13 protein-coding genes are annotated in these 16,765 nt (G+C 55.7%); 10 read left to right on the top strand and 3 right to left on the bottom strand.

Translation table 11 applies throughout. The features are described from left to right. Positions 1 to 28 precede the first annotated feature (28 nt). The 4 genes from QQJ87_RS09905 to QQJ87_RS09890 all read left to right on the top strand — a co-directional run bounded on the left by QQJ87_RS09905 (position 29) and on the right by QQJ87_RS09890 (position 7,541). Positions 29 to 1,198 carry a tRNA nucleotidyltransferase/poly(A) polymerase-related protein gene (locus tag QQJ87_RS09905; protein ID WP_284281530.1) on the top strand — a complete coding sequence of 390 codons (1,170 nt, stop codon included), beginning with the start codon at positions 29 to 31 and terminating at the stop codon, positions 1,196 to 1,198. Positions 1,199 to 1,265: 67 nt separating this feature from the next. Then, positions 1,266 to 3,002, top strand: a complete 1,737-nt coding sequence (gene argS, locus QQJ87_RS09900; RefSeq protein WP_284281529.1) for an arginine--tRNA ligase — start codon at positions 1,266 to 1,268, stop codon at positions 3,000 to 3,002. Between the two features lie 101 nt (positions 3,003 to 3,103). Continuing rightward, on the top strand, positions 3,104 to 7,075 hold the full coding sequence (locus QQJ87_RS09895; protein WP_284281528.1) for an FAD/FMN-binding oxidoreductase: 3,972 nt from the start codon (positions 3,104 to 3,106) through the stop codon (positions 7,073 to 7,075). A gap of 10 nt (positions 7,076 to 7,085) precedes the next feature. After that, positions 7,086 to 7,541 carry an HIT family protein gene (locus QQJ87_RS09890; protein WP_284281526.1) on the top strand — a complete coding sequence of 152 codons (456 nt, stop codon included), beginning with the start codon at positions 7,086 to 7,088 and terminating at the stop codon, positions 7,539 to 7,541. Between the two features lie 154 nt (positions 7,542 to 7,695). Here the strand turns inward: QQJ87_RS09890 and QQJ87_RS09885 are convergent, their stop codons facing one another. Beyond that, the gene (locus QQJ87_RS09885) at positions 7,696 to 7,857 is read right to left on the bottom strand and encodes a hypothetical protein (RefSeq protein WP_284281525.1); all 162 of its coding nucleotides are present in this window, start codon (positions 7,855 to 7,857) and stop codon (positions 7,696 to 7,698) included. A gap of 190 nt (positions 7,858 to 8,047) precedes the next feature. Here QQJ87_RS09885 and QQJ87_RS09880 point away from each other — a divergent pair, with 190 nt between their 5' ends. Further along, a complete protein-coding gene (locus QQJ87_RS09880) occupies positions 8,048 to 9,892 on the top strand; it encodes a chloride channel protein (protein ID WP_284281524.1) in 1,845 nt (614 codons plus the stop codon). A gap of 24 nt (positions 9,893 to 9,916) precedes the next feature. Here the strand turns inward: QQJ87_RS09880 and phoR are convergent, their stop codons facing one another. Together phoR and phoB are read right to left on the bottom strand one after the other, a co-directional pair. Then, the gene (phoR, locus tag QQJ87_RS09875; protein ID WP_284281523.1) at positions 9,917 to 11,236 is read right to left on the bottom strand and encodes a phosphate regulon sensor histidine kinase PhoR; all 1,320 of its coding nucleotides are present in this window, start codon (positions 11,234 to 11,236) and stop codon (positions 9,917 to 9,919) included. Between the two features lie 37 nt (positions 11,237 to 11,273). After that, positions 11,274 to 11,981 carry a phosphate regulon transcriptional regulator PhoB gene (phoB, locus tag QQJ87_RS09870; protein ID WP_284281522.1) on the bottom strand — a complete coding sequence of 236 codons (708 nt, stop codon included), beginning with the start codon at positions 11,979 to 11,981 and terminating at the stop codon, positions 11,274 to 11,276. 174 nt (positions 11,982 to 12,155) lie between these two features. Between phoB and QQJ87_RS09865 the strand changes: the two genes are divergently transcribed. From QQJ87_RS09865 to ubiB, 5 genes are read left to right on the top strand one after another with little or no spacing between them, the layout of a single operon-like run. Beyond that, complete coding sequence (locus tag QQJ87_RS09865) at positions 12,156 to 12,581, top strand: gamma-butyrobetaine hydroxylase family protein (protein WP_284281521.1); 426 nt, start codon at positions 12,156 to 12,158, stop codon at positions 12,579 to 12,581. Between the two features lie 23 nt (positions 12,582 to 12,604). After that, the gene (gene ubiE, locus QQJ87_RS09860) at positions 12,605 to 13,348 is read left to right on the top strand and encodes a bifunctional demethylmenaquinone methyltransferase/2-methoxy-6-polyprenyl-1,4-benzoquinol methylase UbiE (RefSeq protein WP_284281520.1); all 744 of its coding nucleotides are present in this window, start codon (positions 12,605 to 12,607) and stop codon (positions 13,346 to 13,348) included. Between the two features lie 11 nt (positions 13,349 to 13,359). Continuing rightward, a complete protein-coding gene (locus tag QQJ87_RS09855; protein WP_284281519.1) occupies positions 13,360 to 14,307 on the top strand; it encodes a Tim44 domain-containing protein in 948 nt (315 codons plus the stop codon). Positions 14,308 to 14,316: 9 nt separating this feature from the next. Next, positions 14,317 to 15,021, top strand: coding sequence for a ubiquinone biosynthesis accessory factor UbiJ (locus QQJ87_RS09850; protein WP_284281518.1), 705 nt, complete (start codon positions 14,317 to 14,319; stop codon positions 15,019 to 15,021). Further along, positions 15,018 to 16,607, top strand: a complete 1,590-nt coding sequence (ubiB, locus tag QQJ87_RS09845) for a ubiquinone biosynthesis regulatory protein kinase UbiB (protein WP_284281517.1) — start codon at positions 15,018 to 15,020, stop codon at positions 16,605 to 16,607. Before QQJ87_RS09850 ends, ubiB begins: the two co-directional genes overlap by 4 nt. The last annotated feature ends 158 nt before the right edge of the window (positions 16,608 to 16,765 follow it).

The following is a 16,765-nucleotide window of genomic DNA, read 5'->3' as shown; positions in this document are numbered from 1 at the left end:
GCAGGCAGTTAAAACCACAAACTCAACGATGCCCGAACTGAACAGCGCGAACCTGACTGGCTTCAAGCCCGATTCCACTGTGCTGGCTTTGCAGCAGAAGGCCCGCGTTTTTTTGGTGGGAGGCGCTGTGCGGGATTTGTTGCTGGACCGGCCGGTGCACGAGCGCGACTGGGTGGTGCAGGGCGCCACGCCTGAGTTGATGTTGCGTTTGGGCTTCAAACCGGTCGGTGCTGATTTCCCCGTGTTTTTGCATCCGCAGACTCAGGATGAATATGCCCTGGCCCGCACCGAGCGAAAAAGTGGCAAGGGCTACAAGGGCTTCATCTTCCATGCCGACCCTGAGGTCACGGTGCAGGAAGACCTTTGTCGCCGTGATTTCACCTTCAATGCCATGGCCATGGATCAACACGGTGATCTCATTGACCCCTATGGTGGCAAAGCCGATTTGGCCAATGGCGTGTTTCGCCATGTCAGCCCAGCCTTTGCTGAGGACCCCTTGCGCGTCTTGCGTCTGGCCCGCTTTCTGGCCCGCTACACCACCTTCACTGTTCACCCCGAAACCATGGCCTTGTGCCGCGCCCTGGTGGAGCAGGGGGAATTGGCCGAACTGGTGGCCGAGCGGGTGTATGCTGAATTCACCAAAGGTTTTAAAGAACCTTTGCCTTCCCGAATGCTGAGTTTGCTCAGTGAATTGCGGGCCTGGCCCGAATTGTTGCCACAGGGTGTCGATGCCTCGTCAGCCACCTCGAATGTCTGCCTGGCCACCTTGGACAAATTGTCCACCCCTGAACATCGATGGTCGGCTTGGCTGAGTCATTTTGATCAAGTCAATCATGCCCTTTTGTTCGATCACTGGCGTGTGCCCAGGGGGATTCAGGACTCGACACGGGTGTTGTGTCAGATTCAAAAACAGACGGCAGTGGCGCTTGATGACTGGGTGGCTTTTTTTGCAGCTGTGGACGTGTATCGCAAGCCAGAGCGTCTTCTGGATGTGCTCCATCTCATCTGGCAAGCGGGTCAGTCAGTGCCTGTGGGGGCAGCTTGGCTTGAAAAAATCAGGATGTTTGCGAATCAGCAAATGGACGGTTCGTTTCGCGATGGGTTGCGTCAGGCGCTGGCAGCCGCTGGTGGGCAAAATCCGCAATCGACGGTCGACGCATTTCGCAGAAAACAAATTCAAGCTTTGTTTGACAATTGAAGCAAGTGTTTGCAAGCCTTGGTAAAATGTCAGGTTCTTCAGTGAATTCGACCGATTCGACCACATCATGCTTTCCAACCAACGCGAAATTCTGACGCAAGCCTTTGCCAAAGCCGCTGAACAGGCCTTGGGCCAGCCATTCAACGGCACGGTCACGCTTGAAAAGCCCAAAGATGCCTCTCACGGCGACGTGGCCTGCAATCTGGCCATGCAGTTGGCCAAGCCTGCCAAACGCAACCCGCGTGAACTGGCACAAGCCTTGGTCGACAGTGTCAGCGCACAGTTGGCAGGCAGTGGTCTGGTTCAGGCCATTGACATTGCGGGCCCGGGCTTCATCAACGTGCGTCTCAGCAGCAAAGCGCACGGCGAGGTGATTGCGCAGGTGTTGGCGCAAGGTCAACAGTTTGGCCGCAAACCTGCCAGTGCAGACAAATCCGTATTGATCGAATTCGTATCCGCCAACCCCACCGGCCCTTTGCATGTGGGGCATGGTCGTCAGGCGGCACTGGGTGATGCCTTGTCAGCCGTGATGCGCGCGCAGGGCTGGAATGTTCACAAAGAGTTTTATTACAACGACGCCGGCGTTCAAATTCACACGCTGGCCGTGTCTGTGCAGGCTCGAGCCAAAGGCTTCAAGCCGGGCGACGCCCAATGGCCAGAGTCGGCCTACAACGGCGACTACATTGCCGACATTGCCGCAGATTTTCTGGCCGGCAAGCAAGTGCAGGCCGCAGATGGCGAGCCTGTGCAGGCCAGCGGCAACGCAGACGATCTGGAAAGCATTCGCCAGTTTGCAGTGGCTTACCTTCGCGCCGAGCAAGACCTCGATTTGAAGGCCTTCGGGGTGCAGTTTGACCAGTTCTACCTTGAAAGCTCGCTCTACACCGAGGGCAAGGTTGAAGAGGCCGTCAATGCCATGGTGGCCTCTGGCAAAACGTTCGAAGAAGGCGGTGCACTGTGGTTGCGTTCCACCGACTACGGTGACGACAAAGACCGCGTTATGCGCAAGTCTGACGGCGGCTACACTTATTTCGTGCCCGACGTGGCCTACCACATCAGCAAGTTCCGCCGTGGTTTTGGCAAGGTGATCAACATTCAGGGCACTGATCACCACGGCACCATCGCACGCGTTCGCGCCGGCCTGCAGGCCAGTGGCTTTGGTATTCCGCAGGGCTACCCCGATTACGTGCTGCACAAAATGGTCACCGTCATGAAAGGCGGTCAAGAGGTGAAAATCTCCAAGCGTGCCGGCAGCTACGTCACCCTGCGTGACTTGGTGTGCTGGTCAGGTGGTGTCGATGAAAGTCAGCCCATTCTGGGGCAGGTTGAGGCGCTCACCAAGGGCCGAGACGCTGTGCGTTTCTTCCTGGTGTCCAGAAAGGCAGACACCGAGTTTGTTTTTGACGTGGACCTGGCACTTTCGCAGTCTGATGAAAACCCGGTCTATTACGTGCAATATGCCCATGCCAGAATTCACTCCATTCTGGACCAATGGGGCGGCAATGTCGTCGGCTTGAATGGCAACACGGATCTGCTGACCGCACCGTCCGAGCTGCAGTTGATTCGCCAATTGGCCGCCTACGGCGACGTGCTGGCCAAGTCCGCCGATGAACTGGCCCCGCACCATGTTGCGTTTTACCTACGTGATTTGGCCGGTGCCTTCCACACCTTCTACAACGCAGAGCGGGTGCTGGTGGACGATGAGGCCTTGAAGCAGGCCCGTTTAACCTTGTTGCTGGCGGTGGCCAGCGTCATTTCAAATGGTTTGAATGTGTTGGGTGTCTCGGCGCCCAAACGAATGTAACTGATTGTATTGATGTGGATTTGCCCATTCCTGAGCACTGCCCCTAGCCGTGCGTGCCTCAGGTTGATAAGATGAAAATCTGAGCTGTATGAAGGTTTTGAATGAACGCACCCACTGAACTGAAAACATTGAAGCCCTCCGCAAGCGAGTCTGCCCGTCTGCGTGAAATTCCGTACAACTACACCTCTTTTTCCGATCGCGAAATTGTGGTCAGGTTGCTCGGTGGCGCCGCCTGGGACATTCTTCAGGAATTGCGGCAGGAACGCCGCACAGGCCGCTCTGCCCGCATGTTGTTTGAAGTGCTGGGTGACATCTGGGTGGTGCGTCGCAACCCCTATCTGCAAGACGACCTGCTGGACAATCCCAAACGACTGGCTGCCCTGATTGAGGCCCTGTTTCATCGACTGAGCGAGATTGATCACCGCCGTCAGGACAACACGGAAGACGCTGCGGATGACCATCGCAACCAGGTGGTGCGCGAACTGCTGGCCAGCGCTGAAAAAGCCGTGTTTGATTTCCAGAAAGAATTCGAGCACGTGGCGCAGTTGCGCAGCAGGGCACTGGCCGAGCTTGGCCGCCACACGGCCAAAGACAACATCAAGTTCGACGGTTTGTCGCGTGTGTCACACGTTACCGACGCCACAGATTGGCGCGTCGAATATCCATTTGTCGTGCTTACGCCAGACCATGAGAAGGAAATTCCGGGTCTGGTGAAGGCCTGTATTCATCTGGGTTTGACCATCATTCCACGGGGGGGCGGCACTGGATACACCGGTGGTGCAGTGCCGTTGACGGCCGATTCAGCCGTGATCAACACCGAAAAACTGGAAGAGCTTGGCCCGGTTGCTTTTGAAAAGCTGCCGGGGTGCGATCAAGAGTACGCCACCATTTTCTCGGGCGCCGGTGTGGTTACCAAACGCGTGTCTGAAGCCGCGGATGGCGCCGGGCGCGTGTTCGCCGTTGATCCCACGTCTGCTGAAGCCAGCTGCATTGGCGGCAACGTGGCCATGAATGCGGGTGGTAAAAAAGCGGTGTTGTGGGGCACAGCGCTCGACAACCTTGCCTGGTGGAGAATGGTCGACCCGCAGGGCGACTGGTTGGAGGTGACCCGCGTAGGCCACAACTTCGGCAAAATTCACGATGTCGATGAGGCGGTGTTTGAGCTGGTCTGGTCAGATGGCAATGCAAAGCCCAATGCCAAAATCCTGAAGACAGAAACCCTGCGAATCGCAGGCGCCCGCTTCCGCAAGGTCGGCCTTGGTAAAGACGTGACCGACAAATTTCTGGCGGGTTTGCCAGGCGTGCAAAAAGAAGGTTGTGACGGACTGATCACCTCGGCCAAGTGGGTTTTGCACCGCATGCCCAGCCACGTGCGTACCGTCTGTCTCGAATTTTATGGTCAGGCCCGCGACGCAGTGCCTTCGATTGTTGAAATCAAGAATTATCTGGACGGTGAAGGCAAGGCCATGGGCGCCATTCTGGCGGGTCTTGAGCACCTCGATGAACGCTATCTGCGTGCAGTGCGTTACAGCCCGAAGTCCAAACGCGGGGCTTTCCCGAAAATGGTCCTGATTGGTGACATCGTGGGTGACGACGACGATGCGGTGGCCAAAGCCGCTTCCGAAGTCATTCGTTTGTCCAATGGCCGTGCGGGCGAGGGCTTTATTGCCGTCAGCCCCGAGGCGCGCAAGAAATTCTGGCTGGATCGATCCAGAACAGCCGCGATTGCCCGCCACACCAACGCCTTCAAGATCAACGAAGACGTGGTCATTCCGCTGCACCGCATGGGCGAATACACCGATCACATCGAACGGATCAACATTGAACTGTCCATTCGCAACAAGTTGCGTTTGGTGGCCGCATTGCGCAGCGCGCTGGAAGGGCCGTTGCCACTGGGTAAAAGTGACGACCCCGAGGCGGACAAGCTCACCTCCGAGGATGCACTGTCCGAACGGGTAAGCCGAAGTGTCGAGTTGCTGGAGCAGGTTCACGAGCGCTGGGGTTGGCTGCTCGGTAACATGGACGCTGATCTGGAAGCCGCCATTCCCGTGTTGAATGCCATGGGCCTTGGGGCTTTGGAATCTGAGCTACGCAAGCGCGTGGCCACACAGCCCGGCGCGCGGGTGTTCGATGTGCTGCAAGACCGCACCGTTCGTGTGTCCTGGAAGGTTGAAATTCGGGCACACCTCGACAAGATTTTTGCCGGCGGCCTGTTTGCGCCCGTTGCACAGCTCATGCGCGACACCCACAAGAAAGTGCTGCGCGGCCGCGTGTTTGTGGCCCTGCACATGCATGCTGGTGATGGCAACGTACACACCAACATTCCTGTCAATTCTGACGACTATGACATGTTGCGTGAAGCCGAGCACACTGTGGATCGCATCATGCAAATTGCGCGCGACCTGGACGGTGTCATTTCTGGCGAACACGGCATTGGCATTACCAAATACCAATACCTCACAGACGCCGAGCTCAAGCCATTCCAGGATTACAAACAAAAGGTCGACCCCGAGGGCCGCTTCAACAAGGGCAAACTGCTGCCTGGCGGCGACCTGGCCAATGCGTACACGCCCAGTTTTAACCTGATGGGGCATGAAAGCCTGATCATGAGCCAGTCGGACATTGGCTCAATCGCGAATTCCATGAAAGACTGTCTGCGCTGCGGCAAGTGCAAGCCCGTGTGTTCAACACACGTGCCGCGCGCCAACTTGCTCTACAGCCCACGCAACAAGATTTTGGCCACCTCTTTGTTGGTCGAAGCTTTCTTGTATGAAGAGCAGACTCGCCGAGGCGTGTCCATCAAGCACTGGGAAGAGTTTGAAGACGTGGCCGACCATTGCACGGTGTGCCACAAATGCCTGACGCCTTGCCCGGTTGACATCGACTTTGGTGATGTGTCCATGAACATGCGCTCACTGTTGCGCAAAATGGGCAAGAAGAGCTTCAACCCCGGTACAGCCACCGCCATGGCATTTCTCAATGCCAAAGACCCAGCCACCATCAAGGCCATGCGCGTTGGTATGGTTGGTGTTGGGTTTAAATTGCAGCGATTTGCCTACAAAGTGGGCAAGTCATTGGGCCTTGTGGATCGACAAACCAGCCATCCGCCCGCAACGGTGGGCAAAGCGCCCATTCGGGAGCAGGTGATTCACTTCATCAACAAGCCAATGCCAGGCGGTTTGCCCAAGAAAACCGCCCGTGCACTGTTGGACATTGAAGACAGCGATTACGTACCGGTCATTCGCAATCCAAAGACGACACAATCCGAGTCTGAGGCGGTGTTCTATTTCCCGGGTTGCGGCTCTGAAAGGCTGTTCAGTCAGGTCGGTTTGGCCACTCAAGCCATGCTGTGGCACGTGGGCGTTCAAACCGTGTTGCCGCCCGGTTACCTCTGCTGTGGTTACCCACAACGCGGCACCGGGCAAACCGACAAGGCCGAGAAAATCATCACGGACAACCGCGTGCTGTTTCACCGGGTTGCCAACACGCTGAACTACCTCGACATCAAAACCGTGGTGGTCAGCTGTGGCACCTGTTACGACCAGTTGCAGAACTACGAGTTCGAGAAGATTTTCCCCGGTTGTCGCATCATCGACATCCACGAATTCCTGATGGAAAAAGGCGTGAAGCTGGACCAGGTCACAGGCGTGAAGTACATGTACCACGACCCCTGTCACACACCGATGAAAACCTACGAACCGCTCAAAGTGGTCAACCAGTTGATCAACAGCGATTTGCAGGGGCAGAAGATCGAAAAGAACGACCGTTGCTGCGGCGAATCCGGCACCTTCGGCGTGTCTCGTCCAGACGTGTCCACCCAGGTGCGTTTCCGCAAGGAAGAAGAAATGCGCAAAGGGGCCGACAAACTGCGCCAAGACGACGCCGATGCCCAGGTGAAAATCCTGACCAGCTGCCCGTCATGCTTGCAAGGTTTGAGCCGATACAGCAAAGACGCCACTTTGGAAGCAGACTACATTGTGGTCGAAATTGCCAAGCACATTCTGGGTGAAAACTGGCTGCCGCAATACGTTCAAAACGCCAATCAGGGCGGTATTGAGCGGATTCTGGTCTAAGGGTTCATTGATGTCTCAGGCGCATTCGCTTGTTCAGGATTGCCCGCTTTGCCAATCGGCAGGCGGGAAACTTGTTTTCGAACATTCCAAGTTTCGCGTCATTTGGGCCGATGAGCCGCTGTACCCCGGTTTTCTGAGATTGGTCTGGCAATCGCATGTGCGCGAGTTCTCAGACCTTTCGGATGAAGATCAACTGCTTTGTATGCGGGTTGTTGTGCTGCTTGAACGTTTTGTATTGCAGGAAATGAAGGCAGACAAGGTCAATCTGGCCACCTTGGGCAACGTGGTTGCTCACCTGCACTGGCATGTCATTCCCCGATTTACGGACGATGCCCATTTTCCGGCCCCAGTGTGGGCCAACGCCAGGCCGGATGCCGCTTTGGCCGTTCGTCAGCAAGCGGTGCTGAATCGCAAAACTCACTTGATTGAACATTTGGCTTTGCACATGAAGGGCCGGTTTTCTTAAGCAAGGGTGTCTATCCAGCCGCTGTTGTCAAGTTTCACCCGAGTCTCAAAGTGCTGTCGACCCAGAGTTTGACGTATTAAATCTTCTAGCTCTGGTTTCAGCGCTTCTTCAATGTCCTCCAGGTTGAATCCCATTGCAATTGAATTTCGGATGGTCATTTCCAGTGAATCGCGGTGCCCAAGGCTGGAAACTGAACCATTCCAGACAGTTCCAGAGAGTTGTTGTTTTCTTCGGACAGTGCCGGGTAGCCAAGTAGGTGTCCGCCAATTGAAGTGCCAGACACAGTCGATATGCGTGAATATTGATTTGAAATCATAGTGATGCCTCAAACAAGGACACCTGGGTAGCCAACGATTGATCAAAGTTCAACCTGGTAAATTTCGTCAAAATGTGTCCATTTCCGTTTACAATGGCGCTCACCTAAAGCCGACGCAGGCTGCGCGGGTTCAACCCGTCAAGCCTGCGCGCCTGCATGCGGTTTAACCTTGTATCAACCGGTTAAGAGCATGCCAAGCAACACATCCAAACATCCCGACCCCCTTCACTCCCGCACTTCCACTGCACAGGGTTTGACGGTCTCCCCGTCGCTTGATCTCGTCGTCGAGCAAAGTGATTTTCCGATTCAACCAGGTCTTGTCGATTCGCGCGTGGTTCGCCTCAGTCTCTTGTCCATTGGCCTGGGTTTTGCGGCCAGTGCGGTGGCCTGGGCCATGTTGACCTTGATCTCGCTGATCACCAACATCGCCTTTTATGGCCATTGGTCTCTTGAATCTCGAGGGCCAGCCGATGCTGTGCATCATTTGGGGTGGTGGGTTGTTGTCATTCCTGTCATCGGGGCAATCGTGATTGGTTTAATGGCTCGGTACGGTTCAAAGGCCATCCGTGGTCACGGCATTCCCGAAGCCATGGAGCAGATCTTGATCAATCGAAGCAAAATCCCCGCGCGGATCATGTTTTTAAAACCGGTGTCGTCGGCGATTTCCATCGGCACGGGTGGACCGTTCGGTGCGGAGGGGCCGATCATCGCCACGGGCAGTGCCCTGGGTTCTTTCGTGGGGCAGAAAATTCGTGTGTCGGTGGCTGAACGCAAAACCCTGTTGGCAGCAGGAGCCGCTGCAGGCATGTCTGCCATTTTCGGAAGCCCGGTGTCGGCTGTGTTGCTGGCCATTGAACTGCTACTCTTCGAATACAGACCGCGTTCCATTATTCCTGTTGCCTTGGCAGCGGCCACGGCCGCTGGGATGCGCATTGTGCTGGAAGGGCCGCATGCCATCTTTGCAATGCCAGTGTTGGCAGCACCCTCACTGTCTGCTTTGGCGTTTTACACCGTTTTGGGCGGATTCATGGGGCTGGCTGCCGCTGCAATCACGCGGGCTGTCTACGCCATTGAGGATGCCTTTGAAAAATTGCCCATACACTGGATGTGGTGGCCTGCCGTCGGGGCCATTGCCGTGGGTGTTGCCGGCTATTTTGCGCCGGACACACTGGGGGTCGGTTATTACAACATCACCAACATTTTGTCTGCCAGTCTGGCCTGGAAGGCGGTTGCATTTCTCTGTGCCTTTAAATTCATTTCGTGGTCGATTTCTCTGGGCAGCGGTACCTCCGGCGGCACTTTGGCCCCACTTTTTACGCTTGGCGGCGGTCTTGGTTTGCTGGTGGGGCAGGCAGTGAACTCGGTGGCTCCAGCTCTCGGTATTGACGTCCGCGTGGCGGCGCTGGTTGGCATGGCAGCCCTGTTTGCGGGTGCATCGCGTGCCCTGCTGACTTCGGTTGTGTTTGCGTTTGAGACAACCCTGCAACCCATGGGTTTGCTGCCTTTGTTGGGTGGATGTGCGGCTGCTTATTTGGTGTCTTCCCTGGTCATGCGCAACACCATCATGACCGAGAAAATTGCACGCCGTGGTGTACATGCCCCAGCGGAATACTCGGCGGATCCACTGGCGCACCTTGCCGTGGGCAAAATTGCCAACACACGGGTTCAAAGTTTCAGTGCTGACGAATCCGTTTTGACTCTGCAACAGCGGGTCAAAGCCGATCCTGCTGCTTTTTTGCATCATGAGTATCCAGTGGTCGACTCACAGAACAGACTGCGTGGGGTGATCAGTCTGGACGAAGTCATGGCGCATTCTTCAACCGAGTCGCCAATCGGTGAACTGCTGAAAGACAAGCCTAGATTTGTGTTCGACGACATGACGGTCCGCCTCGCCGTAAATCATATGATCAAATACGGCTTACAGGCTTTGCCAGTGCTCAGCCGCAGCGATCGGTACAAGCTGGTGGGCGTGCTGTCGCGCAGTGACGTGTTTATGGCGCTGCAAACCCATTCGGATGAAGAATTGCCCGCTTGAGGGCGGCCGTGGAACGCGGCCCTTTCAGGCCGCTTTGGCCGCGCTCGCCCTGAGCAGGGGCAGGCAAATGGTGAAGGTGCTGCCCACATTGGGACGGCTTTGAATGTCCAGTTCGCCATCGTGGCGAGACACCACGTGTTTGACAATGGCCAGGCCAAGCCCGGTGCCACCTGATTCTCTTGAGCGACTTCTGTCGACGCGATAGAAACGCTCGGTCAGCCTCGGGATGTGTTCAGCTGCGATGCCAATGCCATTGTCTTTCACCGTGAACACATTGCAGGGCTGCCCCAGGTCATTTTGGCCTCTCACCAGCCTGATTTCGATTTTTCCGGCTTCGGGGGTGTACCGCACCGCATTCGTCACAATGTTGGACAGGGCACTGTGCAACTCGGCTTGGTTGCCTTGGGTTTTAAGGCCCGGCTCGACATGAACCGATATGTCGTGCTTGCCCGCTGACAGTTGAATGCCCTCGTCGGCGCAGCGTTGGGCCAGTCCGCTCAGGTCCACCGCTTCGCCGTCTTTGTGCGTACCGGCCGATTCAAGCGCAGACAAGGTCAGAAGGTCTTCCACCAGGTTTTGCATCCGGCTGGCCTGGGTGTGCATCAGGTTGAGGTATTCATGCTGTTGCTCCGGTGAAAGCGGTAGATCCCGGAAGGTCTCCAAGAACCCCGTCAACACGGTCAACGGGGTTTTGAGTTCGTGTGACACATTGGCGATAAAGTCGCGACGCATGCGCTCAAGCTTTTCCATTTGGGTGACGTCACGTGTCAGCACCAGCATCTGGTGGTCGCCATAGCTGACGATCTGGACAGACAGAATTTTGGCGGCCGTTCGGGGTGAACGCATCACGAGGGGCTGTTCCCAGATTTGGCTTTTCAGGTAGGCTGCAAAATCAGGGTTTCGCACCAGGTTGACCAAAGGTTGACCGATGTCACTGCCCAGTTTCAAGGCCAGGTGGTTTTGGGCGGTCTCGTTGCACCACAAAATGTGCCCACGTGAATCGAGCGTAACAACCCCGTCAGGCAAGGCTTGGGCGGCAGTGCGAAACGACACCAGCGCGCTACTCAGTGCCTGTTGTTGACGTTGATGAAGGCGCAGGTAGTGAAACAGCTTGGCGGAGAGGTCGTCCCACCAACCTGACAAATTGGGAACGTTTTCAGGTTTGAAATCGTCCAGCCAGGCCAGCACTTTAAAGCCAGACCTGGCCTGCTGGGCAAAAACCAGCACTGCGGCTGCAATGCTGCCCGTGACCGCGCCAGCCTGCCCACCCAACAGTGAACCGAAGGATGCGGCCAGACCCAAAAAGAGGATCAGTGACAGGAGCCTGAACAGAATAGGAATCATGGCCCACATGTTAAGCGATTTGATTGTGGGTTGGAGACTAGTTTTCTGCGCTTTCGCTGATCTTTGATGTGAAACGGTAGCCGGCACCCCGGACGGTTTCAATCAGGCGGTCATGACCCGACAAGGTCAGAGCCTGCCGCAGTCGTCGAATGTGCACATCGACCGTGCGTTCTTCAACAAACACATGGTCACCCCACACTTGGTCGAGCAGTTGAGTGCGGCTGTGCACGCGTTCCTGATGGGTCATAAAAAAGTGCAACAGCCGGAACTCGGTCGGTCCCATGTCCAGAATGGTGTCATTGCCGATGATCCGGTGAGTGACCGGGTCAAGCTTCAAGCCTGCCACCTCCACCGTGTCGTCCGTCAATTGGGGGGCTCTTCGACGCAGCACTGCCTTGATGCGTGCCAGCAATTCCTTGGGTGAGAAAGGCTTGGTGATGTAATCATCAGCGCCCGCCTCAAGGCCGTCAATTTTGTCCTGTTCTTCGGTGCGGGCCGTCAACATGATGACGGGTACGGTACGCGTACGCTCCTGGGCGCGCAGTTCTTGCGCAAATTGAATACCCGTTTTGCCGGGCAACATCCAGTCCAGAAGTACCAAGTCGGGCAATTCAGCCGTAATCAGTGTGCGAGCCTGGTCTGCATCGGCAGCCCGAAGCACCTTGTGTCCGGCAAAACTCAAATTGACCGCAATCAGCTCTGCAATCGCCGGTTCGTCCTCAACCACCAGAATCGTGCTAGACATAAATCCCTCTCCAGATGTTGTCTCTTTGTTTCGTGACGTTAAATTAATGGAGTTAGATGACAGGAATGTGACAAATGAGTGAATTGTCATTGAGTGTACAGCCGTTCGCCTTTTCAAACTATCGACAGTCAGACTGCGCTAAACTAGCGTTTTGTCTTTTCTGGTGTCAGCAGTATGGAGTCAGCGTCCAATCCAGTGCCTACGCGTCTGGTAGTGCATCAAAAATCCCGAATTCTCGAAGTGGAGTTTGACACTGGCGCGTGTTTCAAGCTGCCGTTCGAGTTGATGCGTGTGTATTCGCCTTCTGCAGAAGTGCGTGGGCATGGCCCCGGGCAAGAAACCTTGCAGGTCGGCAAGCGTGATGTTGAAATCAACCAGCTTGAGCCGGTCGGCATGTATGCCGTCAAACCAGTGTTCTCCGACGGTCACGATTCTGGCCTGTTTTCATGGGAGTACCTGCATTGGCTTGGCGAAAACCAGGAAGGCCTCTGGAATGATTATCTGACTCGCCTGAATGAGGCGGGCGGCAGCCGCGATCCAAACGCGCCCGAGAATATCCCACTGCAGCAGAAAAAGGGCGGCGCCTGCGCCAGCCACTGAACCCAACACTCGACAATTCAACGATGACCAACGACAACACCACGGACTTCGGCTTCGAAAAGGTGCCTGAAGATCAAAAGGCCAAAAAAGTGGCTGAAGTATTTGATTCGGTGGCGGCCAAATACGACATCATGAATGACCTGATGTCCGGTGGCCTTCACCGCATCTGGAAAGCGGCCACTGTTCGGGAAGCGGGTGTCCGCCCTGGCATGCGGGTGCTCGACATTGCCGGTGGAACCGGTGACCTCAGCAAAGCATTTTTGAATCGGGTCGGCAGCCACGGTGAAGTGTGGCTCACCGACATCAACGAAAGCATGTTGCGGGTCGGGCGCGACCGCATGATCGATCACGGCTTGATGCCTAAAATGGCCCTCTGCGACGCTGAAAAATTGCCTTTTCCTGATGACTATTTTGATGTGGTCACGGTGGCATTCGGCTTGCGCAACATGACTCACAAAGACATCGCACTGTCTGAAATGCGGCGCGTTATCAAGCCGGGTGGCAAGGTCATGGTGCTTGAGTTCTCAAAGGTGAACCCCCTGTTGGCGCCCGCCTACGATTTGTACTCGTTTCAGGTGTTGCCAAAGCTGGGCCAGCTTGTGGCGCAAGACAGCAAAAGCTATCAATACCTGGCCGAAAGCATTCGCATGCATCCCGATCAGGAAACCCTGAAGCAGATCATGCTGGATGTCGGTTTTGATCAGGTTCGGTACACCAATTTCACAGCGGGCGTGGTAGCCCTGCATCAGGGTACGAAATTCAGTTAAGGGGCAGGGCAGTGGGTCGCAGGCAGGTTTGGTTAAGTGTGATGTTGGCGGTGTTTTTGCTGGGTAGCGCAGCCGATCAGGTGGCGCTTGCAAAACGCCTGGGTGGCGGATCCAGCATCGGGCGCACTGCGCCTTCTTACAGCAAACGTGTTGCCCCCGCCCCATCTGGAAGCACTGCTCCCTCAAACAGTACGTCCACTGCGCCTAAAACCGCGCCTCAGCCCAGCACGCCCGCGCCCGCGCAGCCCGCTCGTTCCCGCTTTCTGGGGCCGCTGGCAGGCATCGCGGCTGGTATTGGTCTTGCCGCCTTGTTCAGTCACCTTGGCTTTGGTGCGGGTCTATCGAGTGTCTTGAGTACCTTGTTGATGGTCGTGCTGGCAGTGTGGCTATTTTCTTTGCTGGTGCGTCGGGTTATGGGCAATTCATTGCAGCAGCCTGGTCTTCGGCCTGCCAGTCAGGGGCAGAACTCTTCCCCCATGAATTCGTCGACGAATACGCAATTCGGCAGTGCTTTCAACGCACCCACCTTTGAACCTGCAGCGCCTGAACCCGAGCCCGAAGGTGGTTTGGTCAAGTCCTTGCCAGCGGGTTTCGATGAGTCGGCGTTCATTGCCCAAGTGAAGAAGTTTTACATCACCATGCAGGCCCTGTTTGATCGTGCGGACATGGTTGAGCTGCACAAATATTGCACAGACGACGTTTTGCGTGCCCTGGAACAGGAAATCAAGGCACAGCGACCTGCGGGCGGTCAGCAGACCGATGTGGTCACCCTGAATGCGGAGCTGATCGGTTTTGAACTCGACGTGGATGAAGAAATCGCCACCGTTCATTTTTCAGGGCATGTTCGCGAGGAGGCGGGTGAACCCGCCGAGCAGTTCGAAGAGCTGTGGACGCTGGTCCGCCCTGTTGCGCCAGCTGCAGGGGCAGGTTGGCTGCTTGCCGGTGTGCATTCACTGTGAGGAATGACCTTGACTAACCCTGCATCCCCTTTGTTCGATTTTGCTTCCCGGGTTCTGAAAGGCATTTCCGCGCCTGCCAACGGCTTGGCGGCCTTGCCCGCAAGTCTGCTTTCGCGGTCTATCGGGGCAAGTGCCAGCCTGGTTCTGAACCATCTGATCGCGCAGCACCGCCGCTGCAAAGACAAGCTTCAAAAAGAGGCCGGAAAGGTGGTCTGTATTGAAGTGGCCCCCGTGTCCATCACGTTGCGCGTCAGCCACGAGGGTTATTTCGTGGCAAGTCACAGTACGAATGGCGTTAAGACGCCAGTCGACACGCAGATTTCCATGCAATGGACCGATCTCGTCGGCTCCATTTCGGCACCGTCCTCGATAGCCAGACGCGCCAAAATCGAGGGGGATATGGATTTTGCGCAGGTGGTTTCGTCCGTGTTGAACGATTTGTCCTGGGATTCCGAGCGCGATCTGGCACGCATCGTCGGTGATGCGCAGGCAGTCTGGATCATGAGCACATTGGCTGGGTTCGGCACAAACCTGAAAGACGTGTTCAACCGCTTCAAAGCCAACTTGCGGGAATACGCTGTGTATGAAAAGGGATTGAGTCCCAGTGCCGACGAGTTTGACGCATTTCGTGGCGACATCGCCAAGTTGCGCGACGAGCTGGCCAGGCTCGAAAAGCGGGTGCAACAGGTACAACGGCAGGGCGCGGGTTCATGAAGTTGCGCCGTCTGCTTCGCATTGCCATTGTGGTCCAGAAATATGGGCTACTTTTGATTGCGGCCGATTCCATCAAGAGCCCATGGGCCAAGGCCTGGTTAAAGCTTCTGTCACGTCGAGTTTCTTCCACTGCATCCCGGGGTGAGCGCCTGCGCCGGGCTCTGGAGGATCTGGGTCCCATCTTTGTCAAATTCGGGCAGTTGCTGTCCACCCGTCGGGACCTTCTTCCTGAGGATGTGGCCGATGAGCTGGCGCGTTTGCAGGATCAGGTTCCCCCCTTTCCCTCTGACAAGGCCCGTCAACTGATTGAGCAAAGCCTGAACCGCAAAATCGACGACATGTTCGTTGATTTTCAGGACAAACCCATTGCCAGTGCCTCCATTGCGCAGGTGCATTTCGCCACCATCAAGGCTGGGTCCCACGAAGGCAAGTCAGTGGCGATCAAGGTTTTGCGTCCCGGCATGAACGAGGTCATTGACAAAGACCTTGCCCTGATGAAGACGGCGGCCACGCTTATTGAGAAAATCTGGGCTGATGGAAAGCGGCTCAAACCCCGCGAAGTGGTCGCAGAATTCAACAAATATCTGCACGATGAACTTGACCTGATGCGTGAGGCGGCCAATGCATCCCAGCTTCGGCGCAACTTCTCGGCCGTTTCCGGTAGCGGGCACTTGCTGCGTGTGCCTGAAATGTACTGGGATTACTGCGCCAGTGAGGCCATCACCATGGAGCGCATGCGCGGTATTCCAATTTCACAGATTGAAAGGCTGCGTGAGCATCACATTGATCTGAAAAAGCTCTCTCGCGATGGCGTTGAGATTTTTTTCACGCAGGTGTTTCGCGATGGCTTTTTTCACGCAGACATGCACCCTGGCAACATCTACGTGGGTGACGAAGGTGCTGACTTCGGGCGATACATCGCGCTGGATTTCGGCATTGTGGGCACGCTCAACGACGTGGACAAGCAATACCTTGCACAAAACTTCCTGGCCTTTTTTCGGCAAGACTACAAGCGCGTGGCGGAGTTGCATGTTCAATCCGGCTGGGTGCCCAAACAAACCCGCATTGATGAGCTGGAATCTGCCATTCGGGCCTGCATAGAGCCTTACTTTGACAAACCCCTGAAGGAAATTTCACTGGGCAATGTGCTGTTGCGCCTGTTTCAGACTTCGCGCCGTTTCAACGTGGAAATACAGCCCCAGCTGGTGCTTTTGCAAAAAACCCTGCTCAACGTAGAGGGTTTGGGCAGACAGCTCGACCCTGATCTCGACCTCTGGAAAACCGCCAAACCTTACCTCGAAAACTGGATGCATCAGCAAATCGGGTTCAAGGGGTTCCAGGCCCACCTGCAATGGGAGGCCGCGCAATGGTCGCAAATACTGCCCAGTTTGCCCCGTTTGTTGCATCAAAACCTGACCCACGCTGGCGGTCGAATAGATCATCAGATCGAAGTGTTGGTCAAGCAGCAGAAAAAGCTGAACCGTGCGCTTTTCTGGATGGTGTTGATGCTCGCCGTATTGTTCGGTGTAGTGGCCTTTGATCTGGTTTGGCCTTATCTTTCAACGCATTGGCCGCACGCAATTTAGAGTGACATATCCACCCGGGCTTTTCCCCCGCGCGGCAATCTTCCCTATAATCGCGAAATTGTTCAATTCAATTGCATTTTTGCCATGTTGCTATGACCTTGCCCTCGTTTAATGGATACGTTAACTCGAACTATGCAGCCTTCCCGTTGAGGGATTTG

It is taken from the genome of Limnobacter litoralis (genome assembly GCF_030160455.1).
Lineage (GTDB): Bacteria > Pseudomonadota > Gammaproteobacteria > Burkholderiales > Burkholderiaceae_B > Limnobacter > Limnobacter litoralis.
Note: the sequence above shows the minus strand (reverse complement) of the source record. Positions and strands in the feature narration are given on the sequence as shown.

Bases quoted from the DNA above. Each gene is read 5' to 3' on its own strand.
- QQJ87_RS09905 (WP_284281530.1), top strand. From the start codon at position 29: ATGCCCGAACTGAACAGCGCGAACCTGACTGGCTTCAAGCCCGATTCC.
- argS (WP_284281529.1), top strand. From the start codon at position 1,266: ATGCTTTCCAACCAACGCGAAATTCTGACGCAAGCCTTTGCCAAAGCC.
- QQJ87_RS09895 (WP_284281528.1), top strand. From the start codon at position 3,104: ATGAACGCACCCACTGAACTGAAAACATTGAAGCCCTCCGCAAGCGAG.
- QQJ87_RS09890 (WP_284281526.1), top strand. From the start codon at position 7,086: ATGTCTCAGGCGCATTCGCTTGTTCAGGATTGCCCGCTTTGCCAATCG.
- QQJ87_RS09885 (WP_284281525.1), bottom strand. From the start codon at position 7,857: ATGATTTCAAATCAATATTCACGCATATCGACTGTGTCTGGCACTTCA.
- QQJ87_RS09880 (WP_284281524.1), top strand. From the start codon at position 8,048: ATGCCAAGCAACACATCCAAACATCCCGACCCCCTTCACTCCCGCACT.
- phoR (WP_284281523.1), bottom strand. From the start codon at position 11,236: ATGATTCCTATTCTGTTCAGGCTCCTGTCACTGATCCTCTTTTTGGGT.
- phoB (WP_284281522.1), bottom strand. From the start codon at position 11,981: ATGTCTAGCACGATTCTGGTGGTTGAGGACGAACCGGCGATTGCAGAG.
- QQJ87_RS09865 (WP_284281521.1), top strand. From the start codon at position 12,156: ATGGAGTCAGCGTCCAATCCAGTGCCTACGCGTCTGGTAGTGCATCAA.
- ubiE (WP_284281520.1), top strand. From the start codon at position 12,605: ATGACCAACGACAACACCACGGACTTCGGCTTCGAAAAGGTGCCTGAA.
- ubiB (WP_284281517.1), top strand. From the start codon at position 15,018: ATGAAGTTGCGCCGTCTGCTTCGCATTGCCATTGTGGTCCAGAAATAT.